The 24,274-nt window shown below is 59.7% G+C and carries 22 protein-coding genes; 9 read left to right on the forward strand and 13 right to left on the reverse strand.

The annotated features are described in order from the left end of the window. From Q7L05_RS12255 to Q7L05_RS12270, 4 genes are all read right to left on the reverse strand, one after another. The coding region (locus Q7L05_RS12255) for a biotin/lipoyl-binding protein (RefSeq protein ID WP_303906898.1) at window positions 1-371 on the reverse strand (371 nt) is incomplete at its 3' end. A 233-nt stretch (window positions 372-604) separates the two neighbouring features. After that, window positions 605-2,056, reverse strand: a complete 1,452-nt coding sequence (gene tnpC / locus Q7L05_RS12260) for an IS66 family transposase (RefSeq protein ID WP_303906900.1) — start codon at window positions 2,054-2,056, stop codon at window positions 605-607. A gap of 227 nt (window positions 2,057-2,283) precedes the next feature. Further along, entirely contained in the window at window positions 2,284-2,766 is a 483-nt protein-coding gene (locus Q7L05_RS12265) for a hypothetical protein (protein ID WP_303906902.1), read from the reverse strand. Continuing rightward, entirely contained in the window at window positions 2,763-4,604 is a 1,842-nt protein-coding gene (locus tag Q7L05_RS12270) for a glycoside hydrolase family 15 protein (protein ID WP_303906905.1), read from the reverse strand. The genes Q7L05_RS12265 and Q7L05_RS12270 overlap by 4 nt, the downstream gene beginning before the upstream one ends. Window positions 4,605-4,833: 229 nt before the next feature. On the opposite strand from Q7L05_RS12270, the gene Q7L05_RS12275 reads away from it, so the two are divergent. Both Q7L05_RS12275 and hemB read left to right on the forward strand, forming a co-directional pair. Next, on the forward strand, window positions 4,834-5,343 hold the full coding sequence (locus tag Q7L05_RS12275) for a sodium:proline symporter (protein ID WP_303906907.1): 510 nt from the start codon (window positions 4,834-4,836) through the stop codon (window positions 5,341-5,343). Window positions 5,344-5,571: 228 nt separating this feature from the next. Further along, window positions 5,572-6,543 carry a porphobilinogen synthase gene (gene hemB, locus Q7L05_RS12280; RefSeq protein WP_411293339.1) on the forward strand — a complete coding sequence of 324 codons (972 nt, stop codon included), beginning with the start codon at window positions 5,572-5,574 and terminating at the stop codon, window positions 6,541-6,543. Window positions 6,544-6,594: 51 nt separating this feature from the next. Here hemB and sodC read toward each other — a convergent pair whose 3' ends face one another. Then, a complete protein-coding gene (gene sodC / locus Q7L05_RS12285) occupies window positions 6,595-7,131 on the reverse strand; it encodes a superoxide dismutase [Cu-Zn] SodC (RefSeq protein WP_303906911.1) in 537 nt (178 codons plus the stop codon). A gap of 99 nt (window positions 7,132-7,230) precedes the next feature. Further along, window positions 7,231-8,049 (reverse strand): nucleotide-binding protein, encoded by an 819-nt coding sequence (locus Q7L05_RS12290; RefSeq protein WP_303906914.1) that lies wholly within the window; start codon window positions 8,047-8,049, stop codon window positions 7,231-7,233. A 278-nt stretch (window positions 8,050-8,327) separates the two neighbouring features. Between Q7L05_RS12290 and ubiD the strand changes: the two genes are divergently transcribed. Both ubiD and mtgA read left to right on the forward strand, forming a co-directional pair. After that, window positions 8,328-9,791 carry a 4-hydroxy-3-polyprenylbenzoate decarboxylase gene (ubiD, locus tag Q7L05_RS12295; RefSeq protein ID WP_303906916.1) on the forward strand — a complete coding sequence of 488 codons (1,464 nt, stop codon included), beginning with the start codon at window positions 8,328-8,330 and terminating at the stop codon, window positions 9,789-9,791. A gap of 6 nt (window positions 9,792-9,797) precedes the next feature. Then, window positions 9,798-10,496 carry a monofunctional biosynthetic peptidoglycan transglycosylase gene (gene mtgA, locus Q7L05_RS12300; RefSeq protein ID WP_303906919.1) on the forward strand — a complete coding sequence of 233 codons (699 nt, stop codon included), beginning with the start codon at window positions 9,798-9,800 and terminating at the stop codon, window positions 10,494-10,496. 212 nt (window positions 10,497-10,708) lie between these two features. Here mtgA and Q7L05_RS12305 read toward each other — a convergent pair whose 3' ends face one another. Beyond that, the gene (locus Q7L05_RS12305) at window positions 10,709-11,164 is read right to left on the reverse strand and encodes a hemerythrin domain-containing protein (RefSeq protein WP_303906922.1); all 456 of its coding nucleotides are present in this window, start codon (window positions 11,162-11,164) and stop codon (window positions 10,709-10,711) included. Window positions 11,165-11,460: 296 nt separating this feature from the next. Here Q7L05_RS12305 and Q7L05_RS12310 point away from each other — a divergent pair, with 296 nt between their 5' ends. Further along, window positions 11,461-13,875 carry a Lon protease family protein gene (locus Q7L05_RS12310; RefSeq protein ID WP_303906925.1) on the forward strand — a complete coding sequence of 805 codons (2,415 nt, stop codon included), beginning with the start codon at window positions 11,461-11,463 and terminating at the stop codon, window positions 13,873-13,875. Here Q7L05_RS12310 and Q7L05_RS12315 read toward each other — a convergent pair. Continuing rightward, a complete protein-coding gene (locus Q7L05_RS12315) occupies window positions 13,872-14,660 on the reverse strand; it encodes a hypothetical protein (RefSeq protein WP_303906928.1) in 789 nt (262 codons plus the stop codon). The two genes, Q7L05_RS12310 and Q7L05_RS12315, sit on opposite strands and share 4 nt — an antisense overlap. A gap of 141 nt (window positions 14,661-14,801) precedes the next feature. Here Q7L05_RS12315 and Q7L05_RS12320 point away from each other — a divergent pair, with 141 nt between their 5' ends. Next, complete coding sequence (locus Q7L05_RS12320) at window positions 14,802-15,725, forward strand: glycerophosphodiester phosphodiesterase (RefSeq protein ID WP_303906931.1); 924 nt, start codon at window positions 14,802-14,804, stop codon at window positions 15,723-15,725. Between the two features lie 58 nt (window positions 15,726-15,783). Here the strand turns inward: Q7L05_RS12320 and Q7L05_RS12325 are convergent, their stop codons facing one another. Continuing rightward, window positions 15,784-18,147, reverse strand: coding sequence for an ATP-binding protein (locus Q7L05_RS12325; RefSeq protein WP_303906934.1), 2,364 nt, complete (start codon window positions 18,145-18,147; stop codon window positions 15,784-15,786). A gap of 163 nt (window positions 18,148-18,310) precedes the next feature. Further along, complete coding sequence (locus Q7L05_RS12330; RefSeq protein ID WP_303906937.1) at window positions 18,311-19,285, reverse strand: fibronectin type III domain-containing protein; 975 nt, start codon at window positions 19,283-19,285, stop codon at window positions 18,311-18,313. Between the two features lie 397 nt (window positions 19,286-19,682). On the opposite strand from Q7L05_RS12330, the gene Q7L05_RS12335 reads away from it, so the two are divergent. Further along, entirely contained in the window at window positions 19,683-20,348 is a 666-nt protein-coding gene (locus Q7L05_RS12335) for a transglycosylase SLT domain-containing protein (RefSeq protein WP_303906940.1), read from the forward strand. 248 nt (window positions 20,349-20,596) lie between these two features. Here the strand turns inward: Q7L05_RS12335 and Q7L05_RS12340 are convergent, their stop codons facing one another. The 3 genes from Q7L05_RS12340 to Q7L05_RS12350 form a co-directional block, all read right to left on the reverse strand. Then, on the reverse strand, window positions 20,597-21,307 hold the full coding sequence (locus Q7L05_RS12340) for an SH3 domain-containing protein (RefSeq protein ID WP_303906943.1): 711 nt from the start codon (window positions 21,305-21,307) through the stop codon (window positions 20,597-20,599). A 223-nt stretch (window positions 21,308-21,530) separates the two neighbouring features. Next, window positions 21,531-21,728, reverse strand: coding sequence for a hypothetical protein (locus Q7L05_RS12345; protein ID WP_303906946.1), 198 nt, complete (start codon window positions 21,726-21,728; stop codon window positions 21,531-21,533). Between the two features lie 304 nt (window positions 21,729-22,032). Beyond that, window positions 22,033-22,362, reverse strand: a complete 330-nt coding sequence (locus tag Q7L05_RS12350) for a hypothetical protein (RefSeq protein WP_303906949.1) — start codon at window positions 22,360-22,362, stop codon at window positions 22,033-22,035. A gap of 311 nt (window positions 22,363-22,673) precedes the next feature. On the opposite strand from Q7L05_RS12350, the gene Q7L05_RS12355 reads away from it, so the two are divergent. Both Q7L05_RS12355 and Q7L05_RS12360 read left to right on the forward strand, forming a co-directional pair. Next, window positions 22,674-23,339, forward strand: coding sequence for a TIGR04211 family SH3 domain-containing protein (locus Q7L05_RS12355; RefSeq protein ID WP_303906952.1), 666 nt, complete (start codon window positions 22,674-22,676; stop codon window positions 23,337-23,339). Window positions 23,340-23,453: 114 nt separating this feature from the next. Next, complete coding sequence (locus Q7L05_RS12360; RefSeq protein WP_303906954.1) at window positions 23,454-24,014, forward strand: PRC-barrel domain-containing protein; 561 nt, start codon at window positions 23,454-23,456, stop codon at window positions 24,012-24,014. Window positions 24,015-24,274: the final 260 nt, after the last annotated feature.

Here is a 24,274-nt window from a genome sequence, read left to right on the forward strand (position 1 = left end):
GCCTGTTCACTACGCGCCAGCGCCAGTTTCGCCTCGGCCTCGGTCACCTGTGCCGCCGCCACCCCGACCGCTGCCTCGGCGCTGGCCACCGCTGCCTCTGCTTGCATCAACCGGGATTCCAGTTCGGCGGTGTCCATGACCGCCAGTACATCGCCCGGCTGCACCCGATCGCCCTCGCGCACCCTGATTTCGGCCACCCGTCCGGCCAGGCGCGGTGAAACGTCGACGAGGTCCGCCTCGATGCGGCCATTACCGCGGGCAAACCCCTCGGGCGGCAGGCCGGAGGGCTTGAACAATACCGTCCATGCGCCGAAACCCAGAAGAGCCAGAAGGGCGACAACTACGATGGCAATGGAGATCTTGCGGGACATGTATTCTCCTTGGTGGCCAGCTGCATCAACAAGTCGCGAGTCGAACGGAGCAGCCTATTCAGGTACTACATAGAGTAGTTGACAGAAAAACGGAAGTTCTTCGCCTGTTCCTCACCGCAAAGCCGCAAAGGACGCAAAGATATTGATTCGGAAGCTTTCCGGTAACGATGCAGTGCATCACTCTGGAATGCCTGATCTGCCGTCATGACCTGCAATTCATTGTTTTTCTGTAACTACTCGCCCCCTGAGACAGTCACAGACTCCCCGGCGAGCGCCATTTGAATAGCGATGAGAGGATTGTATCCCTGGTTGGCCATGGTTTGCAGATAGCTGGAGATCCGGCAATAGGCCTCGGCGTAATGTGTGGTGCGAAAGCAGCCGGAGACCTTCTGCTTTACCTTGGCCATTCTCAAGTCCCGCTCGGCGCGATTGTTGGTAAAGGCGACATGAGGGTCTTTGGCAAAGCGTAACACGGCCTGTTCGTGGCGTTTGAGACGCTCCCAGAGGTTCTGGGCCTCGGACTTGGCCAGTCGGCCCCGCTTGCCTGTGGGCCGGGGTGGGACAGGCGGCAGCGCCTTCTCACCCCGCGTGAGGATCGTGCGATAGCGCTTTTGCAGTTTGGCGTACTGCTTATCGTCCAGACACTTGTCCGGGGCCTGTCTGACGGCCAGCGCCGTCTCCTTGAGCAGTCGCTTCATGCTCCGCGCCCAGGCATAACCATGGGCATCGACCATGAAGGTCAACTCCCGCAACAGATGGGAGCCACAGAGCCCATGGGTGCAATCGTCATAGGCAAAGTAGGAGGCCCAGCAGTCGTGAATGATGGCGCCACCGTAGCGCGGGATGATGTTGATGTCCTCAATCGCCGCCTTGCCGCGCTTGCGGTGCAGGCGCTTGAGGGTAATGAGACCGGCGGCATGAACATGGATCCAATGGTTTTTGCCCTCGACCCGAAAGCCGCTTTCATCCACATGCATGGCCGGCTGCCTCATCAGCTGCTCGATAGCGCTTTGCTCCCAGCCCTCCAGTGCCTGGTGGAGCCGAGTGACGAAGTTAAGCAGGGTGGACTCGGAGAGCCGCTCTCCCAGCAGCGACTCAGTCAGGGATCGGGTGCGGGCCAGCGGCAGCATCTGACCCACCATCAGGTTGACCAGATAGGCTTTGAGCCCATTGCCGTACTGCAGGGGGCCGGCCATATCGGCGGGGAACAGGCCCTTGACCGTACTGGTGCATTCGGGACACTGTTTGATTTCGGCGTCCACGTGCTCGGCGACCTTCTCAAAGACGATATCGATTTTGGTGCGTCGTTCATGGCCTGTGCACTCGACACCATCGAGCGGGCTGCCACACACGTCGCAGTTTTCGACGGTGGAGACCGTGACGGTCTCGACACGGCGATGATTGGCCACGGTCCCGGAGGACGGCTGTCGCTTGGGTGAGCCGGAAGTGCGGGATAGACTGGTCTCATCCTTGTCGGTTTGCGAGGGGGGCAGGCTGGAGTTCTTAGGGGTTTTTCGGATCTGACGCTCCAGAAAGATGGACAGGATCAACTCGACAATGAGCAGCAGGCTTTTGAAAAGCGTACCGGTCTCAGGCGTGACCTTGCCTTGTCGGGACAACTGCTCGAAGTCCGCCTTGAGACGGGCGACTTCTTCTCGGACAGAGGCTTTGTCGAGTGAGGCCATCAGTGATGTCGGGCATTATCAATGGATAATGCCTATTTGATCAGGGATCACACCACAAGGCTATTCAGTGTTTTTGATCGGGCAATAAAGTGAATTGATCGCCTTGGCCCATAAGGGGGGCGAGTAGTTACTTTTTCTTTACGCTCTTGGCGTCTTTGCGGTTCGCCGTGAGAAATTCAGGGCTACGCGCTTTCCCGGGCTCCGGCGGAAAAAACGCCGGCGCGTGTTCAATTGCACAAGGGCTGGTAGAAGGCGCCGATCACGCCCCCGTAGACGAGGTGGGCAAGTATCGTCACGAGCGGCGTTCGGCGCCCGTAGTTGAGGGCGAGGAATCCCGGTGGCTCGAGCGCCCGGGTCGGTTCCGGCCCTCGATGCTCGCTGGCCATACGGGGATGAAGGCTCGGCAGTATGGGCAGCAGTGTGATCAGGACCACCAGTGCTTGCGCCAGCCCGATCAGGGCCCCCAACAGCCATCCGGATCGGCAGAGACTTTCGAGGATAAGCGCATAAAACAGCGCAAACAGCCAGCCATTGAAAAAGTGCAGTGCAAAGCCGATCACCATCGCCCGTCGGTGATCCGGTGTAAACACGGTTCCCAGCATATAGGGGATGCTCATCCGGGAGTATCCGAGCCCTTGGGCGGCCGCCATGATAGTGGTCAGAAACAGGGTGGCTACAAACCCCCAGAGCAGGACTTCCGGCCAATTCACCGAGCGCCTCCCTTCGGCGTTTTACCGCCGCGTTTCGCATCCTCAATCAGCAAGGCCGCGTCGACCAGACCCACATGGGTGAAGGCCTGCGGAAAATTACCCAAAGCGGCGCCGCTGTCAGGATTGATCTCCTCGGCGAAGAGTCCCACGTCATTGGCATAGCCGATGATGCACTCGAACAGGCCCTCGGCTTGCCGGATCTCTCCAGCCAGCGCCAGGTCGGCCACCGCCCAGAAGCTGCAGATTCCGAATGCCGCCTCTTCTCCCGGGAGGCCGTCATCCTGCGCCCGGTATCGATACAGCAGGCCGTTGCGCCCCAGCTTTTCACGAATGGCCTCCCGGGTTCGCCCGGCGCGCTCCGAGCGAGGGTCCAGATAGCCGTGACGCGAGAGCAGCAGTAGGCTGGCATCCAGGTCTTCACCATCCAGCGTGCTGACGTAGCTGTCGACTTCGGCGCTGTAGCCGCGCTGCTCGATCTCGGCACGCAGGGCATCGCGCTCGGCACGAAACAGCTCGACCGGCGCCCGCTTCAGGTGGCCTTCATGGTGCAGGCGCAGCAAGCGATCGAGTGCCACCCAGCACATCGCCTTCGAATAGGTGTGGTGCTTGCGTCCGCCCCGCACCTCCCAGATCCCCTCATCGGGCTCGCGCCAGCGCCGGCAGGCGGTTTTCCCGAATCCCACCAGCAGTTTTTGCTCTGGCGCATCGAGATGTCCGCCGTGACGCACAAATTCGTAGACCGCGTCGATCACTTCGCCGTAGATGTCCAGCTGAAACTGATGAGATGCGTCATTGCCGATCCGTACCGGCCGTGATCCGGCGAAGCCCGCCAGATGGTCGAGTTCGCTCTCGTCGAGACCGGTCTCGCCATAGACGTTATAGATGATCTGCAGCTCCGGCCGGGTCAGGCGGGTGGAGTGCATCAGCCAGTCGATGAAGGCGTTGCCTTCTTCCCCATAGCCGAGTTCGTACAGGGCTCTCAGCGTCAACGAGGCATCGCGCAGCCAGCAGTACCGATAGTCCCAGTTGCGGACCCCGCCCGGCCACTCGGGCAGCGAGGTGGTCGGTGCCGCCACGACGGCGCCCGATGGGGCAAAGGTCATCAGCTTGAGCACCAGCGCGCTGCGGCGCACCATCGACGCGTGCGGCCCCGTATAGGTGCAGCGATTGGACCAGGCCGTCCACCAATCCAGTGAGGCACGGATTCGCCGTTCCGCCTCCTCGCCCAATGGCGGGATGAATGAGGGCTCGCTTACGGTGTAGACGGTCGATAGATGCCGGCACTCACCCGCACGCAGGGTGTGTTGAAGGTACGCCGCGCCGTTACGGGATGAGATAGTGATTGGCATTTCGCTACGCAGAATCAAGGCGCGCCCCTGGTGCTCGTAGTAGATTCCCAAGCGCCCCCGGTCTCTGGGCCGACACTGTTCACGCCCATAGTTCGGACGCGGATCACAAATCACCTCTACCTCCACTTCACCCTCGACACACTCCACCCTGCGGAGGATTTGGTGGGCGGCCCAGAGCTGTCTGCGTTTATTCTCCTCGGAGTCCACCGGCATCAAATCGGTCAGCCGAAGTACGCCGTTATCGGTATAAAAGGTGGTCTCCAGGACATTGGTATCACCGACATAACGGCGACGGGTCGTGAAATGGGCGGTGGGCCGAACCGCGAAACGTCCGCCTTTTTCGGGATCGAGCAGGGCACCGAAAAGCGAAGGGCTGTCGAATCGTGGGCGGCATAACCAATCGATGGAGCCGCTGCGGGAAATCAGCGCGGCGGATCGGCAATCGCCGATGATGGCGTAGTCTCCGATGGCTGTATTGCCGGTTTCCATCGTGCTCTCCCGTAATGGCACGCGGCAGCACCCCGCTTCTGCTCGGAATCGGAGCCTCGGGTCGGATATTTGCTACAAATAGCATAAGTCATTTTTCAGGATGGCGGATTAATGAAAAGTCGGGGGCCAATAATGTAGTGATGTAAGGAAGGAATGAGTATCGCGACTCATTACGGAAGACCGAATAAGGCGCTATTTTCATTACAAACACGACACACGGAGGTGTGACATGGCACGTACGAGGGCAGAAACTTACGTTGAGCGGGGCAGCCATCCCCACTGGATGCCGGCAGTATGGGGCGGGCTTATCGCAGGCGTCGTCTTCCTGATCGTGGAGATGGCCCTGGTGGCCACCATCGGCGGGGAGAGCCTGTGGGGACCACCACGAATGATGGCCGCGATCGTCTTGGGCGAGGGGGTCCTGCCGCCGCCGGCGACATTCGACTTCGGTATCGTAATGACGGCAATGGTGGTCCACTTCGCCCTGTCCATCATTCTCGGGCTGGTACTGGCGTTCCTCATCTTCCGTCTCGATTTAACATGGGCACTGGCGGTGGGTGTCGGATTCGGATTGGCTGTCTATCTGGTCAACTTCTATATCTTTACGGCGGCCTTCCCCTGGTTCGCCATGGCCCGCAACGGCATCACCCTATTCGCCCACCTTCTCTTCGGCTTTGTGTTGGCCTGGAGCTACAAGGCGCTCGCCCGACGTGAGTCGGATCAACAAATCGAGGCGTAAGGTAATTCGTATTGCCACCTCCCCCCGCCGGTTTGCACCGGCGGCAGGGGAGCCCCCTCCCTCACGCTGATACCGTTCGGTGCCCCCGCCTTGCCCTCCCAAACAGGTGGGTTATGCCAAAACCCGACCTGCCGGGCGGTTGTGGTACATTCAGGGTTTCGCAATCGAACCAGGGGATAATCCGTGAGCCGTTTAGAGACTGCCCGTGGGGGCTTTTCCCGCACGCGTATGCGTCGCATGCGCCGTGACGAGTTCTCGCGCCGGCTGATGCGCGAGACGGTGCTGACCGCCAACGACCTGATCTATCCGATGTTCGTGCTGGAGGGGAAAAACCAGCGGGAAGCGGTGGCCTCCATGCCCGGAGTCGAGCGCCTCTCGATCGACCTGCTGCTGAAAGAGGTGGAGGAGCTGGTCGCCCTGGGGATCCCGATGGTAGCGCTGTTTCCGGTCACGCCCCAGGAAAAGAAGAGCCTGAATGCCGAGGAGGCCTATAACCCGGAGGGCCTGGCGCAGCGGACGGTGCGCGCCGTGCGGGAGCGCTTCCCCGAACTGGGAATCATGACCGATGTGGCTCTGGACCCCTTCACCAGCCACGGCCAGGACGGGCTCATCGATGATTCCGGCTACGTCATGAACGACAAGACCGTAGAGGTGCTGGTCAGGCAGGCGGTTTCCCACGCCGAGGCCGGCGCCCAGGTAGTGGCACCCTCGGACATGATGGACGGGCGTATCGGGGCCATCCGCGATGCCCTCGAGGCGGCCGGTTACATCCATACCCGCATCATGGCCTACTCGGCCAAATATGCCTCGGGCTTCTACGGTCCTTTCCGCGACGCGGTCGGCTCAGCGGCCAACCTGGGGGGCGGCGACAAGCGCACCTATCAGATGGACCCGGCCAACAGCGATGAAGCCCTGCACGAAGTCGGTCTCGACCTGCAAGAGGGTGCCGACATGGTGATGGTCAAACCGGGAATGCCCTACCTGGATATCGTACGGCGGGTGAAGGATGAGTTCGGTGCGCCCACCTACGCCTATCAGGTCTCGGGCGAGTACGCCATGCTCATGGCCGCCGTCGGCAACGGCTGGCTGGAGGAGCGGCAGGTAGTCCTGGAGGCGCTGCTCTCCTTCAAACGCGCTGGCGCCGACGGCATTCTGACCTACTTCGGCAAGCGTGTGGCCGGCTGGCTGAAAGAAAGGTAACGGGGTACGGGGACAAGATACGAGGTGCAAGGTCGCATCTCATATCTCTTATCAGGAATCCTTCACCGGGATGACCCCGCACGCGATCCGGGAGCCACCACCGCCCAGCGGTTCCGGATCATCCGAATAATTATCGCCACCCTGGTGGACGATCACGGCGCGGCCGCGCAGATCGGCCAGTTCCAGCCGGGGAGCCGGCAGAGGTAGGGTGGCGGTGCCGTCCTCGTCCACATGAAGCACCGGAAGATCCCCAAGGTGTCCGCTACCGTAGGGACCCTCGTGGCGATCCGTGCGCTGCGGGTCGTAGTGACCGCCGGCAGCCACTCCGGCCGTCTCCTCGCCATCCTTGAGTCCGGTGCCGCAGTCGGGCTTGGCATGCACATGAAAACCATGGATACCCGGCGGGAGTCCGGACAGGTCGGGACGGATCATGACCCCTTCGAAACGTGAATTTTCGAAGGTCACACTCCCCAGCGACTCCCCGACCCCCGTATCGCCGATGGTATTGACGGTCATTTCAATCGGTTCTGCCCGGGCCGTCGCCACCCCGAACACTCCGGCAACACACAGCATGAGAATGGCTCTCATCGGTTCTCCTCCTGAGTACCCACGAGTACAAGGCATAGCGCAAACCACCCTTTCGATCGACCACTCCTGTTCGGCAAAGGCGAAAGGAATCCCGAAGAATCAGCTGCCGCGGTCCTCGCGGAGCCGTGCCGGTGCGGGGCTGCGACGCGCCTCCACCGTCTGGTCCTCGGCACTCTCCAGCCAGCGAATGATCTTTTCCCATTGCACCTGATCACGCCGGTAACGGTTCTCGTTCATCTCATGGATGCCGAGCCCCTCGGCGGCGGCCCGGATGTAGTTGTTGGAGTCACGCAGGCGGGCAATGAAGGCGATATCGAGCGTGTCCAGAAAACGTCGGAGGGAGCGATACATCTTGCTGGTCTCCCGCACCCGGTTGGCGATGACCCCCATGCGCACGTGACGCGCACGCGCCTTGGCCACCAGCAGCAGGTCCTGAATGAAGCGGGAGGTCGCATGAATATCGATGGGCGATGGCAGTACCGGAATCAGGATGTCGTCGACGCCGGCCACCAGCTCCGCCAGCTGATGCCCGCTTACCCCCGCAGGCGCATCGAGGATCACCCGCTGCACACCGGGAGGCATGCGTAACTGCCAGGTGCGGGTCATCTGGGTACCCGGCCTGCGGTGAGCGACGATACCGTGGATCGGATAGCGTCCGGTCCCTTCGCGCAGGCTCAACCACTGGGTCGATGAGCCTTGTGGGTCATGGTCAAAAATGGCCGCACCGATAGAACGGGACGCATAATAGCTGGCCAGATTGGTGGTAATGGTGGTCTTGCCGCAACCGCCCTTGCCATTGAGGACCAGAATCCTGCGTACCGGTTGCCGTTCCACGATCACCGGACCGCTGTCAACGCTCGAGTCGGATCCGCGGGACTGCTGCTCGGATGAGTTGAATTTCATCTCCATCACAGGCATTGCGCCCTGTTTCCTTAGTCCGTGTTAGTGTAACGGAGTGATCACGGCAATGTATGTCACTTTACCTGCATAGGGGATAGTGAAGCGCCGTGTTGTGATCAACCTAACATTTTTTATAAGTAAAACCGACAAATCCGGCGGGTCTCTGTTCACCTTGACGGCCCGCCAACGCCCGATCGATTGAAAAACCGTCGGTAACGGTCCCGGCGAGAAGAACGAGTTTGCCCATGAGGGTCTCTCTCGCAATAATGAGCTGCACATTCGCGGATTGAGCGCCCATGAAATACCGAGACTTACGTGACTTCATCGCGCAACTGGAACAGCGCGGCGAACTGAAGCGGATCACCGCGGAAGTGGATCCCTACCTGGAAATGACCGAAATCAGCGACCGCGTGTTGCGCGCCGGCGGACCGGCCATCCTGTTCGAGAATCCCAAGGGACACAGCGTCCCGGTACTCGCCAACCTGTTCGGCACCCCGGGGCGGGTGGCCCTGGGCATGGGCGAAGAGTCGGTGGAGGCGCTACGCGAGGTGGGCAAACTGCTCGCCGCGCTCAAGGAACCGGACCCGCCCAAGGGCATGAAAGATGCCTGGGGAAAGATGCCCATGTTCAAGCAGGTGTTGAACATGTCGCCCAAATTGGTGCGGGGAGCCGCCTGCCAGGAAGTGGTGCTGGAGGGTGACGAGGTAGACCTCTCGAAACTGCCCATCCAGACCTGCTGGCCGGGCGATGTGGGTCCGCTTATCACCTGGGGCCTGGTGGTTACCAGAGGGCCGCACAAGGAGCGGCAGAACCTGGGGATCTACCGCCAGCAGGTGATCGGCAACAATAAGGTGATTATGCGGTGGCTCTCCCATCGCGGCGGCGCCCTGGATTTTCGTGACTGGCAGGAAGCGCATCCCGGCGAACCGTTCCCCATTGCGGTGGCACTGGGAGCCGATCCGGCCACCATCCTCGGTGCGGTCACACCGGTGCCGGACAGCCTATCCGAATACGGTTTTGCCGGCCTGCTGCGCGGCTCGAAAACCGAAGTAACGGCATGCATGGGCAATGAGTTGCAGGTACCCGCCTCGGCCGAATTCGTACTGGAAGGCGTGATTCACCCCGATGAGATGGCCGATGAGGGGCCCTACGGAGACCACACGGGCTACTACAACGAAGTGGAGCGCTTTCCCGTCTTTACCATCGAGCGAATTACCCACCGCAAACAGCCCATCTATCACAGTACCTACACCGGGCGCCCGCCCGATGAGCCGGCGGTGCTCGGGGTGGCCCTCAACGAGGTTTTCGTACCGATCCTCCAGAAGCAGTTTCCGGAGATTGTCGATTTCTATCTCCCCCCCGAGGGCTGCTCCTACCGCATGGCGGTGGTCTCGATGAAGAAGCAGTACCCCGGCCATGCCAAACGGGTGATGCTCGGCGTATGGTCTTTCCTGCGTCAATTCATGTACACCAAGTTCGTCATCGTCACCGACGATGATGTCAACGTGAGGGATTGGCGGGATGTAATCTGGGCCATGACCACCCGTATGGACCCCAAGCGCGATACCACCGTGATTGAGAATACCCCTATCGACTACCTTGATTTCGCCTCGCCTGTCTCCGGCCTCGGCTCCAAGATGGGCTTCGACGCAACCAACAAGTGGGCCGGCGAGACCAATCGCGAATGGGGCACGCCCATCCGCATGAGCGACGAGGTGAAACAGCGCGTGGATGAGATGTGGGACGAGTTGGGGCTCTGATCTTCGATGGCTGGCTTCCGATTCCCGATACTTCTTCGCATCGTTGCTCTCGTGCTCGGGTTATTGCTCGGATTGGAGGTTCTCTTAGCCGCCCGGATCTGGCAGTTGCGGGAAAACGACCCTGAATCGAGCGCATTCATGGCGGCGCGGCTGACGGAGCTTCACGAGAGCCGACCCCAAGCCGAGCTGGAATTCCGCTGGGTGCCTTATGACGCAATAAGTCCTGCTTTGAAACGGGCGGTTGTTGCCGCCGAAGATTCCAAGTTCGTTATGCACGGAGGATTCGACTGGGAAGGCATCCAAAAGGCTTTCGAAAAGAACCTCGACCATGGCGAAATCGTGGCCGGCGGATCCACTATCAGTCAGCAACTGGCCAAGAACCTTTTCTTGTCGGGTGAGCGTTCACTCCTTCGCAAGGGGCAAGAGGTGGCACTCACACTGACTCTGGAAGCGGTTTTGAGCAAACGCCGCATCCTGGAGATCTATCTCAACGTTATAGAGTGGGGTGAAGGTGTTTTCGGCGCAGAAGCCGCCGCCCGGCACTACTTTGGGGTCAGCGCCGCGAACCTCACTCCGTGGCAGGCGACACGGCTGGCCGCGATCGTTCCACGGCCCCGTTTTTACGATCGCAACGGATGGACGCCCTGGGTTGAACAGCGGGCACTTACTCTGCTTGACCACACGCCGCACGTCCGGCTTCCATGATTTTGTGACTGGGATCCGTTGATATTTCTGCCCGGCAAGTCAGCCAGAGCCAGTCGGGGCAGAGTGACGGATAGAATCGCGCATCGCCGAAGCGATGAATGTTGGGCACGAACACTGTTCCTGCTTCGTCGTGGCGGCATCCGCACTGCGTCTGCCGTGGCCGCCGCCAGCTGAACCCGGAAGTCGCGAGAGCGGCTTCCGGGCCGGGCGAGTCACCGCAGGCTGTATTCCCGCAGTCGTTCGCCTTTCTCCTGATACATACGGCCGCCCATTTGCTCCAGTTCGGAGCCGATCTCCCGGCGGGCCCGGGGAAAAAGGTCCTCCTCTTCGTCACTCAGATGGTGCTCCAGGACTTCGTTGAATTCGATCAGGGATTGCTTCCAGCTCGAATCGGAGAGATCGATCTTCGCCAATTGTGCCAGCCTGTCGCGCAGTTCCTGATGCTCCTCGACGCTGTCCCGCACCTGCTCCTGTTCATGACTCCCCTGGCGCTCGATCACCGGATAGAGGAGATGCTCTTCAATCTGGGTGTGGATCTCGAATTCTTGCCGAAGCAGCTCAAATAGCTGGTGTCGCAAATCCAGCTGCTCGACGTTTGTCGCCATCATGCGCCCGACCAAATCACGCACATGGGCATGGTCTACTTTAAGGAACTCGATAGCATCCATTCTTCTACCCTCCCTGGGTTTCACTTGCCTAAATTATAGAAATGCCGGGCGCCGGAAACCGACTCGATTCACCCGACCAGGAGCCTGTCCGAGAATAGCGACCGTCACGAGGGCAAGACGGATTGAGTCGGAGTTTTCGGTCATCGAGGCGGATACGACTGCATGGAAGCAGTCGTTAGAGCGACCCATGCCGCCATGGATCGCGGCAGTAGAGACCGGCTGACCGTTACACTATTTTCCGCATGGACCACTAGACTTGCCCTATTCGGTTCAGATTCCGATTGCAGGGAGGCGTTATGGCAAATCAGATTCAACCGTTACCGGCTTCCGAGCTACGCCGGGAGTGCCGCCCGGAAGATCTGGGGTTCAGTTCGACCGAAGAGTTGCCTGTTCTGGAGGGCATTGTCGGCCAGGAACGGGCCTTACGGGCCATCGGCTTCGGCATCGAAATCAAAAGCATCGGCTATCACATGTATGCCCTTGGCCCCATAGGCACCGGGAAGACCACAACCGTACGCAAATTCCTCGAGCAGGATGCCGCCGGGAAACCTGCCCCCGATGACTGGCTTTACGTCAACAATTTCCAAAATCCCGACAAACCAAGGGCCCTGCGGATGTCTCCGGGGTGCGGTTCCGGATTTCGCAACGACATGGACCAGTTCGTGGAGGGGCTAAAAAGTGAAGTACCACGCTCATTCGAGGAAAAGGAATACGCCCAGGAACAGCAGCGCCTTCAGCAGGATTACCAGCGCCGCGCCAAGGAGCTGTTCCAGCAACTGGAGGTCGACGTCCGTGAATCGGGGTTCGGACTCATGCAAACCCCGCAGGGCATCATCCTCGCCCCCCTTTCCGACGGCGAAATGATGACCCCCGACGCGCTTGCACAACTCCCCGAAAAGCATCGCCGAGAGATCGAGAATCGCCAGGAGGAGCTGGAGCGGGAGACCCGGGAGACCATGCGTCAGGCCGAACAGCTTCAGAAAGAGGGTCGCGAAAGATCACGTGAACTGGATCGGCGGGCGATCGCCATGGCTGTGGATAGCCGCCTCAATGAACTGAAAGAGCGCTACCGTGATTTTCCGGAAATCTCCAGTTTCCTGCAGGAGGTACGCGAGTCCCTGCTTCATAACGTGGGGGCCTTCAAGCACCTCAATCAAATGGAGCAGGCCTCCGGACAGGAACAGATGCTGCTGGCCCAGATGCAGGGCGGGCAGACCCCCTCGTTCGACGAATACCGCGTCAACCTGGTGGTGGACAACAGCCATGCCGTCGGTGCCCCGGTGGTGGAAGAGAGCCACCCGACCGTCCCCAATCTGATCGGGCGCATCGAACACCAGGGACAATTTGGAACCCTGGTGACCAATTACCGGCTCATCAAGGCCGGCGCACTTCACCGCGCCAATGGCGGATATCTCATGCTCGATGCGGTGGAATTGCTGACCAAGCCCGCAGCCTGGCAGTTCCTGAAACGGGCCCTGAAGAGTCGCAAGGTGGTCATCGAAGGCATCAATGAAGCCATGGGAGCCCTCACCACCCGCACACTGCAGCCGGAGCCGATCCCACTGGAAACCAAGGTGATTATCATCGGCGATCCGATGATCTACTCCCTGCTCTATCAGCATGACCCCGAGTTTCAGGAACTGTTCAAGGTCAAGGCCGATTTCGAGACCCGGATGGACTGGTCGCCTGACAATCTGCACCGGTATGCCCAGTTCATCGGCACCGTGTGCCGCGAAGAGGGTCTGCGGCATTTCGATCCCTCCGGTGTGGCCAAGGTCGTCGAATTCGGTGGGCGACTGGCTTCCCATCGCGACAAACTGGCTACCAAATTTGGCGACATCGTCGACCTGCTTCGCCAATCCAGTTATTGGGCCGGTGTCACAGACAGTCCCCTGATCCGCGGCAGCGATGTCAAAAAGGCCGTCGATGAGCAGATCTTCCGCGGTAACCGCATCGAAAAACGGCTACAGGAGATGATCGAAGAGGGAGCAATCCTCATCGACACCCGGGGAAGCCGGGCCGGACAGATCAACGGGCTCGCCGTCCTGTCGGCCGGGGATTACAGCTTCGGGCATCCTTCCCGTATTACCGCCCGTACCTATGCGGGCAGTGAAGGTGTAGTCAACATCGATCGGGAAAGCAAGCTGGGCGGTCCGTTACATAACAAGGGTTCAATGATCCTCGCGGGCTACCTGGGCGGACGCTATGCCCACGACATGCCGCTCTCTCTCTCCGCAACCCTGACGTTCGAGCAGCTCTACAGCGGCGTGGAGGGCGACAGCGCCTCTTCTGCCGAGCTGTTTGCGCTGCTCTCCTCCCTGACCGATCTGCCGCTGCGTCAGGACCTGGCGGTGACCGGCTCCGTCAACCAGCATGGCGAGATTCAGGCAATTGGGGGGGGCAATGAAAAGATCGAGGGGTTCTTCAGCGTCTGCCGGATGGCGGGCTTGACCGGCAAGCAGGGCGTGGTGATCCCCCGAACCAACGTTCGTCATCTGATGCTGCGTGAGGAGGTCGTGGATGCGGTCGAAGCCGGCGACTTTCATATTTACCCCATAGCCACCGTGGACGAGGGTATCGAACTGCTGTGCGGACGCGACGCAGGTGAACGACAGGAGGATGGGACCTACCCCGAGGGCACCATCAACGCCCTGGCGAAACAGGCGGTTTGCGATATGGCCGAGATCGGGCGGAAATTTGCAGGGCCTTAATCCCGGGGAAACGGCCTCGCCGAGACCATCTGGCGATCGGAAACCGGTCGTATCCAGGGGTGATTGGCGCGCCCCTTGGCGCATTGACGTTTATCGAAGCCGGGGTCCTCATCCCGCGCCAGCAGTCCACTGAACATGATATTACTGCGGTCCTCTACGTGTCGGAGGCCCATAAGGGCATGGCCGAGTTCATGGATCAAGCTCGACTCTCCGACACTCCTGCCCAACACCGCATAGCCGGCCATATGGTTCCGGTAAAAGAGACGGTCGCGCGGCGTCTTCAGATAGTCGGTCTCCTCCTCGATATACCCGCCATAGCCAACGGCGGTGATGCCATTGCGTCCGATGGTCCAGTCGAGGCGTTTTACAAACACAACGCCGGCTGAACGGCGCGGGGTCAGCGTGAAGAATGCGCGCTCCCATGGCGTCAGGCCGTTATCGAACTCCATGGATTCCCATTCGGAAAGCAGCGGGGGTCCGATCACGTAATTGACCGTACGGACCCGCAAAAAGATCCGGCAGGCATCGAGTTTGTTCTGGGCCAGTCGAAAGGCCGATGCGATCCGGTCGGGTGCCGGGGAATTACCGGGAGTAAGATAGATATTCAGGTCGGCAAAAGAGCTGTAGCCATCGGGGATGTGGGCGGGGGGGACCCGCAAACTCTTGCCGATACTGATATTTCCTGCCAGTCTGCTGCCGTCCGAAACGACTTCGCCCCGGGTGGCGGTGGCGCCGAGCAGGAGGGCCGCCAACAGGCAGCTGATGCCCCAGACTCTCCCGCTCATAGCCGCTCCCCGCAATGGCCTCGTTCCCATAGGGTATGCAATCTGGTAAGGATAGCTACCTGTGGTCGAGTCGATAAACCACCACTCGCCGGCACAAACCGCCGTGTGGAAATTCGTTGAGACGTCAATCAAGGAGGAACTGTGACCCACCCATTTTTCGCCACAAAGCGGCATCCCTTCATTCTCGGCCATCGAGGGGTCCCGCTACTCCACCAGGAAAACACCCGGGCCGGACTTCGCCGGGCGGTCGAACTGGGGATAGAGGGTGTCGAATTCGACGTCTTCAAGACCCGGGATGACCGAGTGGTGCTTTTCCATGATGAAGACACGGAGCGACTGACGGGCGTCAGGGGCACAATCAGCGACATGAGCTGGGACGAGATCTCGCGACTGCGCATCCCGCGTCGAATCGACGCAGGGGATGGGCGCGTGATCAGCTACGGGCGGGAGGAGCGAATCCCGTTGCTGGAAGAGATCCTTGATGAATTCAGCGGCAAGCTGCTGATGAACATCGAGATGAAAGCCTATGCTCCACGCTGGTACCGCCGACACACCGGTACCGAGGTGGCCCGCGTCATCCGCCGTTGCGGGGCGGCGAATTCGGTAGTCGTCACCTCCTTCGACTTCTTCATGCTCTGGTATCTGGAGCGCGAATTTTCCGGCCTGCACTCGGGTTTCGCCTATGATGACGGCATGCTCGGCGAGAAAGCGGGCGAGTGGTTCGAGCGGATACCGGAGATCCGGACCGACCTGTCCAAGGCGCCCGGCAACCAGAATGGCGTGAGTTTTCTCAACTTTTTACTGGAGGCGAATACCGTCGGCCGCTTGATCGATTCGACGCTGGTCGATGCCGACTACACACTCATCGACAGTGACACCGTCGAACGCTTCCACGCCAGGGGGATGTTGGTCGGCGCCTATACCGCGTTTCCGCTGGATACCCGTTTCGCCCGCTATTCGGATGAGGAGCCACTGGAGGTCGTCCGCCGCCTGACCGAACAACAGGTGGACTGGATCGAAACCGACGATCCCGAACAGCTCCAGGACTTCTTTGCCCACCTTTAAAGCGAATCCGGGGCTTCACCAACGCCCTTCAGGCCGACAGCAAATCGGGCAAACGGGCTTAGGCAGGAGCGGCGCTAGAGAGCGGGCCATCGGGCTCGGCCAGCGCCTTGACGACTAACCGGGTCAGCTTATCGCCCTCGATAGGCTTGTGCAGTACGCCGGTCATTCCCGCCTCAAGACAAGCGGCACGGTGCTCGGGGAGAACGTGCGCCGTCAACCCGACCACCGGCAGAGCCGGGGCAAAGCGACGTATACGGCGGGTTGCCTCCAGCCCGTCCATCTCGGGCATACTCAGGTCCATCAGCACCACATCGAAGTGGCCGCCCCTGACCCGTTCGATCGCCTCTGCGCCGCTCGCCACGCCCTCGACGCGATGTCCTGAACGGGATAGCAGCTCGGTAGCTACCCGCCGATTGATGGGCTCGTCGTCCACCACCAGAACGTTCATGGCGGGAACTCCGAGATCGGATTCGGCCTCCGCTGGTGGCAGCCGGCCTCGAGGGAGATTCAGCTCCACCACAAAACGGCTTCCGGAGCCGGGACGACTCTCGGCCCGGATATCACCGCCCATCAACTGCACCAGTTCGCGGGCAATGGAAAGCCCCAGCCCACTACCGCCATAGCGCCGGGCAATACCGTCATCGGCCTGCCTGAATCGTTCGAACAGGTGCGCCTTCGCATCCGGGGCAATACCGATGCCGGTATCCTCGACCGAAAACAGTAACGCACTGGCCGGATCGTCGCGCTGCAAATACTCAAGGCGAACCCGCACCTCGCCCCTCTCGGTAAACTTCAAGGCATTGCCCATGAGATTGAGAAACACCTGTCGCAGGCGGCCCGCGTCTCCCACCAGTACCGGAGGAATCTTGGGATCAATGGTCAAACTCAGCCTGAGTCCCTTTTTTGCCGCCTGGGGGGTCAACAGAAAGCGCAGTTCCTGCAGTAGCTTCCGGGGTTCGAAGGCGTTGTTGGCAATCTCGACATGGCCCGCCTCCACGCGGGAGTAATCGAGGATGTCCTCCAGCAGGGTCGTCAGTGAACGGCCCGAGTGGCGAATACTTTCCACGTATTCCCGCTGCTGTTCATTCAGATCGGTATCACGCAGCAGATCCGTCATCCCCAGCACCCCGTTCAGGGGGGTCCGGATCTCATGGCTCATGTTCGCCAGGAACGCCGACTTGGCGGCATTGCCCTGCTGTGCGATCTCTTTGTCGCGGCTCAGTCGGCGCACCCGATCGGCCAGGGCCAGGGACATGACGAACATCTCGAACAGCACCGCCCAGAACGCCCAGATCCCGGCGCCAAGGGTCAGTTCCAGGATCCCGAGGACGCCGAGCATACCCCGGCTGGTCATGGCAACCATGACTCCCCATCCGACCAAAAGATAACGGGCTTCAGGCTTTCCCCTGGCAATCGCGGTGACTCCGGCCGAAATCACCAGTACCGCCAACACCAGATGGCTGCCGCGGACCAGTGTGAAGAACAGATGAGGTTCAAGGAAAAGGGCCAGCGGCAGACCGCCCAGAATGAGCCCGATGAAAAGGCGGTAGACCAGCGCCAGCCTCGGTGCAGTCGTCGGCAGGTCCAGGAAACGGTAAATGAACAACGCCCCGCACAGGACGCCCACGAGGATTCCCGGGATATTGAGGGTTGTATAGCGATCCAGGACGGGCAATGCCGCACCAATAGACCCCATAGCCGTCAGCAGGTAGAGCAAATGGCCACCCGCGTGCCCCACATAAAACAGGTAAACCGGCATCCTCAGACTGATACCAAGGAAAAGATTGTAGAAGATCAGCGCGGCAATCGCGCCAGCAGCTGCCCAGATGGCCACCCCATGAAAGCGGCCTTCGGCTTGAGCGATGTCGTAGGGTTTGATGAAGACCAGCCCACGATGCGGCACCGGCGCCTCCAGGCGCAGCACCACTGTGCGCCTGCCTTCCGCCGGTAAATCGATGGGTAGGAGCTGGCCGATAATGAAATCCGGATCCTTTGCCGATTCCAGCAAATCGACGCTCCCGCGGTGTACCGGCTCGTCTCCGGCGAACAGCGTCAGTTCCGCTTTTTCGATAGCGGTGTTGCCCAGGTGCACAACCCACCGCCCGAGAGCCCCCCGGTTTTCCACCTCGGCCACCCACCAGTAGATTTCAGCGGGGGCACCGAGGGAAACCGGTCTCCCGTGAGCCAACAGCGCATTCGCCTGCCGTTTCGCCTGATCCGGTGTCAAGTTGCCAGAGGCGTCTTCGAACAGCACCGGTCCACGAACCACCGGCGAGGGATAGTCGAAAAAGGCAACAAAGCTCAGCCATCCGGCGAGCAGGAACAGCGCCGCCAAGAGTGGGGCGCAAACCCAGACGGCGCCTACCGAACGGATTGCGGTTGACTCCGATAAAAGGCGGAAATGCGGCCGGTGGTGGTGCATGGGACAGTCCCTGGTCCGGAAAAGGTGCTGTCCCTTATACCCCGCTAGGCAATTCCGCTGCAAGACTCCGACTGCCCGTCCACACATGCCCGGGACTTCACCGGCCGCCCCGCACCAGGTGTGAGTGCGTGCTCAGACCGGCAATTTCTTTAGGCCGCCCGCACTACTCGATCCTCTTTTGGCCCTCTTCCGAGAACTCGCTCTCCAGGCCATTACCATCCAGGGCGGTCATGGTGAAATACCACCGCCCCTGGTTCAGTTGCTCGATGACATAGGAGGTGATCCCTGCACCGAACTCCACCATTTCAGAGTAGTCGCCGGAGTTCTGACCATAGCGGAGTCGATATCCTGCCAGATCCGTCAGTACGCTGCCGTCCGTACGGGTGGTCGGGGGTGTCCAGCTGATGGCCGCGCTACCATTGGCTATGCTGCTGTCGTTAACGGTGAGATCAAAGGCATCCAGTGCCGTCACCAATGCTCCATCCGTCACACTGATCACAATCCCGCTGGTTGTCCCCACATCGGTAGAGCCCGGCGTTCCGCTCAAGCTCCCGGTTGCACCATCGAACCGCGCCCAGGCCGGGCGATTTGCAATGCTGAAGGAGAGGGCGTCCCCATCCGGGTCGGACGCCGTAGGGATAAACCGGTATTCGCTGTTCTCGGTCACTTCAGTGGATGGCGTGCCACTGATTTCCGGGGCGCTGTTGACCGGCTCGGATTCAGTAACGGAGCCGTCATCGGTGCCGCCGGTCGACGTGCGGACGGTCAGGTCGAAAGGTGCCAGGCTCGCTGTGTCGGTGCCGTCGCTGACCTGGATGATGATATCCGCCGTGGTACCCACGTCGCCTGCCACAGGGGTCCCGCTCAGCTCTCCGGTCTTGCGATCGAAGCCGGCCCAGGTCGGCCGATTGGCGATAGAGAATTTGATCCTGTCACCATCGGTATCCGTTACGGTCGGCATGAATAAATAGGTGCCACCAACTTCTATTTCGGTTGCAGGTGCCCCTTGGATCACCGGTGCACTGTTTTCCTCTACCGTTGCGTCGTCGCCATGTCTGTCCCACCAGTTGGTGTTGCTGGTCGGAGGGGCCGCCTGCAGCGTCCCCACCAGCAGCCCCGCTGACAGAAGCGCAGCCATTCGAAACCAAGTCCTCGGAGAAATCATCACATCTGCCCCTGATAAAAAGTGTTAACCCGATCTTCAATGGGTCCGTGCGTTCGGTGTCGAAGCACCGATACGGTATGGATGGGGTCATTTTGCGCGGGATGCGTCAGGGGTTCTGAGAGGTCTTTCACGTCACGTTAGAGCAACACGTATTCAGCGCAACAGTGACTCATTCGAAGCGAACAGCCTTGGGTTAACTGACGGCAAGGACCAACGAATCCGGTCAATATCCGCCATGACCAGTAGCTCGGGCCTGAGCCCGACAAGCTGCTAGAAAGTTGTTAGCGAAAAGGATGAACTTGCCGAATTAACGGCTATGCTGATCATCACTGTTTCCTATTGGACGGTAGAGATTCCAAGGATGGTTGCTATGCAAACAGATTACGCCGCCTACGGCATCCGCATCAGTTCGCTTTCAAGGATATCCCTCGGGGCATTCTGCTTGCTAGGGACCCTCTTCCTGTCGACGGGAGCCGTTCAGGCAGAATCCCCGCAGCCGGCTCCACCCCTGGCCGTAGATGCCTACAGCGACGAGTATGACCACCTGTTCCGCCACTATGCCCGTCGTTTCTTCGGTCCCTTCGTCGACTGGCGCTGGTTCAAGGCCCAAGCGGTGGCCGAATCCTATTTGAACGAAAAGGCCATAAGTCCGGTCGGTGCCAAGGGTTTGATGCAAATCATGCCCAGCACGTACAAGGAGATTCGCACCGGACAAACGGAACTGGGGGAGATCTATTCACCCTGGTGGAATGTCGCGGCCGGCCTTTATTACAACAGCATGCTCTACCGGAAATGGAATGACGAATTCCAGGGGCGTGATCGCTTCCTGCTGATGCTGGCGAGCTACAATGCGGGCTTCCACCGGGTACGCCAGGGGCTACAACGGGTCGGTAAGGTACGAACCTGGGAGGAGATCGAGCACCAGGTGCCTGCCGAAACCAGGGCCTATGTAGCGCGAATTCGCCAGTTGATGCGCCCCAAACCTGAAGCGCCGATCGTGGCCAGCGCGCAGATAGGTAGTACTACCGTACGTTAAGGGCACTTCCAATAATCCAACCGGTTTCGCTCACGGCCATGTTGTTCGCTGGCAAAGCGCAGCGAATGACCTGTGGTTGTTTGTTCTACAGGAGCGAACTGCACGCATTCATCAGGAAGGAAGAACGAATTCGGACCGCCGAAGGCGGCCCCGGAAGAGGTGAGCCCCATGGACGGGGCGAACAATCAGTCCAGCGGGCAAAACGGTCCGAGCCCGAAGGGTTGTGTGCCCTCCGGCAAGCGACTCGGCTATTTTTCCGCTATCGGCTCCGGTTCAGCAACAAGTTTTCCATAAATCCAACCCACTTGGGGCGATTCTCCGCCGATGCCGATCTTCACCCAATCTCCACGCCGGATAAACTCCACCAGACGTTTGCCGCGGTCCATTACGTCGATCACCCGATGATCGGTTCCCGGTCCACCGCGTATGTTGGCGCGCCTTGCGATGACCTCTGTAGAAAGGCCGAACACCTGCGGCTGCTCGGCGAGCAGTTCCTTGGCCGCCTGCTCGACTTCAGGGTTTCCGCGCCCGGCCAGTTGCCGCAGAGCGAGTCGCGCATCTTGGTGGCCCTGGTTGGCCGCCCCGCTCCAAAGACGCATGGCGGCGGCGAAATCCCGGTCAACACTGTCACTGCCGATGGTGTAGAGAGTCCCGAGCGAGAACATCGCCTCCAGGTGCCCCTGCTCGACCGCCCGCTGCCACCAGGCGACGGCCTCCCGATCGTCAATGGCCAGGCCGTAACCGTGGTGAAACATCCAGCCCAGCGCAAATTGTGCCTCTGCATCGTTTTCTTCGGCCAGGGGATGCCATTGGCAATAGGCCATGGCGTAATCCCCCCGTTTCATGGCCTCGGCAGCCACGCTGTGGACATCTTCCGGCATGTCCGCCGGTTGGGCGGCGAGCGCCATACCGGTAGTGAGGCATAGACCGAGTGCCAATATAAGTCGCAGTCGACTCATCGCGAAGCGCCTCTGGGTTGGGATGGACTGTTCCGCAACTACGGAACCATAATCAGGCCAGGCGAACATCGCTCGCAAAGCCTATTGCCAGGAATCGGGATTCTAAACGACAGCAGCGGGGAAAACAGGGGAACCAGTCGGTGCAGCTATCGCTCCGACAGGTACAGGGCAGGAATGGGTTTTGGAACCAGAGTGGCCCCGAAGGGCCACTCCGGAGAGCGGCCTACTGCTGCATGCCGCCCTCTTCCTGCTGCATGTCGCCGGGTTGCTGTTGAGTACCTTGCTCCTGTTCTGGCGGTTGCTGCTCGAACGTATCCTGCTGACCCGGTTGTTCACCGAACTCACCACCTTCTTCGGCACAGCCATAAAGACCGAGCGACATCAGCGCAGCCAATGTTGCCATCATCGTCCTTGATTTCATTACACTCTCCTCTGGTCATGTGACGTACAGATCACTCTGATACTGCTCTCAGTCTGGCTACTATCCAGGGCATTGAAGGCTTATCCCAAAGATAGACGCCCCCTGGCACGAAATGTAATTTTAGACGAGCGTAGACGTCTGGTGGTGTAGTTGTCTATGTGTCCCAATTTCCTGAAAAGTACCTTCTTAGGGGTACCGGTTATCCCGCGCTGTACATGCAGAAAACGGCGTTCACTTAACCTATCCGGGTGATAATCGGTCGAAACAGACAGGGCGGGCTAGGAGGCTTCCGGGCTGGTAGCCGCTATCCGACGTTTTTTTTTACCGGCTTCAAGCGGTGAAAGAGGGTAATCAAAGAGCTTTCGCCCGCACTTTGATGGGAGCCTTGATTGGGTCCCTGGTCTTCGATGACGCAAAGAATCCCCGCATGCTCCAGCCGTTCCGTAAGTCGCTGCGCCTCGGCGACCACACTAAACCGCTTCAGCACCTTTCGCGAGCCTTTCAGCAGCAGCTCCACCTTGTCTCCAGATAAACCGATATCCAGAATCAGGTTACTCGTCACGGTGGCGATATCCTTATCGGATGCCAGCTTCCCGGTAAAAACAACCTGATATCGCTTATAGCTCATGCTCATGCCCTATCTGTCCGCGATTTCAGGTTAGGGAAAGTGAGTAACTCTATTTGTGACACAGTCTGCAAATATCGACTTTTCCGCAGCGGATGCGACATCACCAACCGATCTCAGCAGGTTCGAATCCCCTTTTAGGAGTGCCGACGTCCGGATTTGCGAAAAATGGGGCACAGCAAGGTTGCCCTGTGAGTTCGGGTCGGGAGAATTCGAGCTGAAGGCGCCAATCTTCAGTCTGTTTTGTGAAAGCTCCCACAGCCCGAAATTCCAGAGTCGCAGACAATGTTCCGCCGAGTCCAAGCCGGAATTGAATTTTCATGCGCTACTTCGTGTTGACTGCGCTTTTACTGTTAGCGGCGGGTTCCAGTTTCGCCGAGACCCGCTATGTGAGTGATGAGCTCACCATCACCCTGCGCGCAGGGCAGGGTAATAGCTACAAGATCCTGCAAACGCTCCGTTCCGGCGAACAGCTTCAGGTCCTGGAACAGGATGGCGACTTTGTTCGTGTGCGGACGAATCGTGACCTTGAGGGCTGGGTACGGAGCCGATACTTGGCTGCCGAGCCCATCTCCAGGATGCGCCTCGCAGCAGCAGAAAAGAAGCTGGCCCGCCTGGAGGGTGAGACCCGTTCGTTACGCGAAAAGGCGAACGCCTTGCAGGAGGAACGGAATAGGCTCAGAGACAAGCTCCGCGGCACGGAGACCGCAAAGACCTCTTTGGAAAAAGAGGCTGCCGAACTGAAGGAAATTGCTGCCGAGCCACTGCAGTTGCGCGAAAAGAACCAGGCAATGAAAAATCGCATTGATAGCCTTGAATTGGACCTTGCCAAGGTGGAACGGGCCAACCAAGACCTGCGCAACAACTCGCAACGGGAGTGGTTCGTGATCGGCGCCGGCGTTCTGGGTGCCGGCATTTTCCTGGGGCTGGTACTGCCGCTGATGCGCCGCAAGAGCCGCTCCTCGGGCTGGCCCGACCTGCGTTGAAGGAGGGTCGGCCCATCCCGGGGACGGTGGGTTGACTCTCCCCGTATTTGACCTAAACATTGGGTGACACCCACCGGGGTGATTCCTGAAGCAATGGAAACATGGAGGTTTACCATGCGATACAAATTTATTACCCACATTCTTTCCGCAAGTGCCCTTACCTTGGTAATGGGTGCACCCGTCTATGCCCAGCAGGAGTACGAGGATCCTGCCATGCAGCAGCAGGAACCGACTGTGCAGCAGGACTCGTCTATGCAGCCGCAGGCCGAAGCGGATTTCGCCAATTCCTATAAGTCCAGCAGCCTGCAGGACCTTGACGTCAACGACATGCAGGGCGAAACCATCGGCAAGATTGATGATGTGCTGATCGACTCCGAGGGTAACGTATCCCATGTCGTTGTCAGCGAAGAGGGCGGTTTGCTTGGTGGTGGAGGTCAGAACTATGTGATCCCCTGGGATCAGCTGCAGATCGATGACCAGCAGCAGACAGCCTCCATCGATGTATCGAAGGATCAGCTGAGCACCGAGTTCTCGGCGTTCGAAGAGCTGCCCCCGACCAAACTGGAACGGGACGAGGCTCAACAGCCGCCTGACGAAGCTCAGCAGCCTGGCGATATTCAGCAGCAGCCCGAAGAAGGGGGCATGGGCGAGTCTCCCGACTCATCGATGCAGTAAAGACCTCTCTACCGACGGGATGCGCCGTCCCTACGGGCGGCGCGTCACTTTGGGCGAACTTCTTCTCACGAAGACGCTGCTCCGCAGGCGTCCTGCTTCCCGAGCATCCTCCAAATCCGCTCATACGGATTCCACTTCACTGGTGTCGCCCTGAGGTCGACCTACTCGCTATTACGAAGCGGGGGAAAGCCGGTGTGAGACAGATTTTTCGATCTTTCGAGGCGAATACGACTGCATGGACGCAGTCGGTAGAGCGAAGC

This window comes from Thiohalomonas denitrificans (genome assembly GCF_016841685.1).
GTDB lineage: Bacteria > Pseudomonadota > Gammaproteobacteria > Thiohalomonadales > Thiohalomonadaceae > Thiohalomonas > Thiohalomonas denitrificans_A.

What these genes read in the sequence shown, in the direction of transcription:
- Q7L05_RS12340 (WP_303906943.1), bottom strand. Translation starts at nt 21,307, where the DNA reads ATGAGTCGACTGCGACTTATATTGGCACTCGGTCTATGCCTCACTACC.
- Q7L05_RS12345 (WP_303906946.1), bottom strand. Translation starts at nt 21,728, where the DNA reads ATGAAATCAAGGACGATGATGGCAACATTGGCTGCGCTGATGTCGCTC.
- tnpC (WP_303906900.1), bottom strand. Translation starts at nt 2,056, where the DNA reads ATGGCCTCACTCGACAAAGCCTCTGTCCGAGAAGAAGTCGCCCGTCTC.
- Q7L05_RS12330 (WP_303906937.1), bottom strand. Translation starts at nt 19,285, where the DNA reads ATGGCTGCGCTTCTGTCAGCGGGGCTGCTGGTGGGGACGCTGCAGGCG.
- Q7L05_RS12350 (WP_303906949.1), bottom strand. Translation starts at nt 22,362, where the DNA reads ATGAGCATGAGCTATAAGCGATATCAGGTTGTTTTTACCGGGAAGCTG.
- mtgA (WP_303906919.1), top strand. Translation starts at nt 9,798, where the DNA reads ATGGCTGGCTTCCGATTCCCGATACTTCTTCGCATCGTTGCTCTCGTG.
- sodC (WP_303906911.1), bottom strand. Translation starts at nt 7,131, where the DNA reads ATGAGAGCCATTCTCATGCTGTGTGTTGCCGGAGTGTTCGGGGTGGCG.
- Q7L05_RS12310 (WP_303906925.1), top strand. Translation starts at nt 11,461, where the DNA reads ATGGCAAATCAGATTCAACCGTTACCGGCTTCCGAGCTACGCCGGGAG.
- Q7L05_RS12290 (WP_303906914.1), bottom strand. Translation starts at nt 8,049, where the DNA reads ATGCCTGTGATGGAGATGAAATTCAACTCATCCGAGCAGCAGTCCCGC.
- ubiD (WP_303906916.1), top strand. Translation starts at nt 8,328, where the DNA reads ATGAAATACCGAGACTTACGTGACTTCATCGCGCAACTGGAACAGCGC.
- Q7L05_RS12360 (WP_303906954.1), top strand. Translation starts at nt 23,454, where the DNA reads ATGCGATACAAATTTATTACCCACATTCTTTCCGCAAGTGCCCTTACC.
- Q7L05_RS12275 (WP_303906907.1), top strand. Translation starts at nt 4,834, where the DNA reads ATGGCACGTACGAGGGCAGAAACTTACGTTGAGCGGGGCAGCCATCCC.
- Q7L05_RS12335 (WP_303906940.1), top strand. Translation starts at nt 19,683, where the DNA reads ATGCAAACAGATTACGCCGCCTACGGCATCCGCATCAGTTCGCTTTCA.
- Q7L05_RS12315 (WP_303906928.1), bottom strand. Translation starts at nt 14,660, where the DNA reads ATGAGCGGGAGAGTCTGGGGCATCAGCTGCCTGTTGGCGGCCCTCCTG.
- hemB (WP_411293339.1), top strand. Translation starts at nt 5,572, where the DNA reads ATGCGTCGCATGCGCCGTGACGAGTTCTCGCGCCGGCTGATGCGCGAG.
- Q7L05_RS12305 (WP_303906922.1), bottom strand. Translation starts at nt 11,164, where the DNA reads ATGGATGCTATCGAGTTCCTTAAAGTAGACCATGCCCATGTGCGTGAT.
- Q7L05_RS12270 (WP_303906905.1), bottom strand. Translation starts at nt 4,604, where the DNA reads ATGGAAACCGGCAATACAGCCATCGGAGACTACGCCATCATCGGCGAT.
- Q7L05_RS12355 (WP_303906952.1), top strand. Translation starts at nt 22,674, where the DNA reads ATGCGCTACTTCGTGTTGACTGCGCTTTTACTGTTAGCGGCGGGTTCC.
- Q7L05_RS12325 (WP_303906934.1), bottom strand. Translation starts at nt 18,147, where the DNA reads ATGCACCACCACCGGCCGCATTTCCGCCTTTTATCGGAGTCAACCGCA.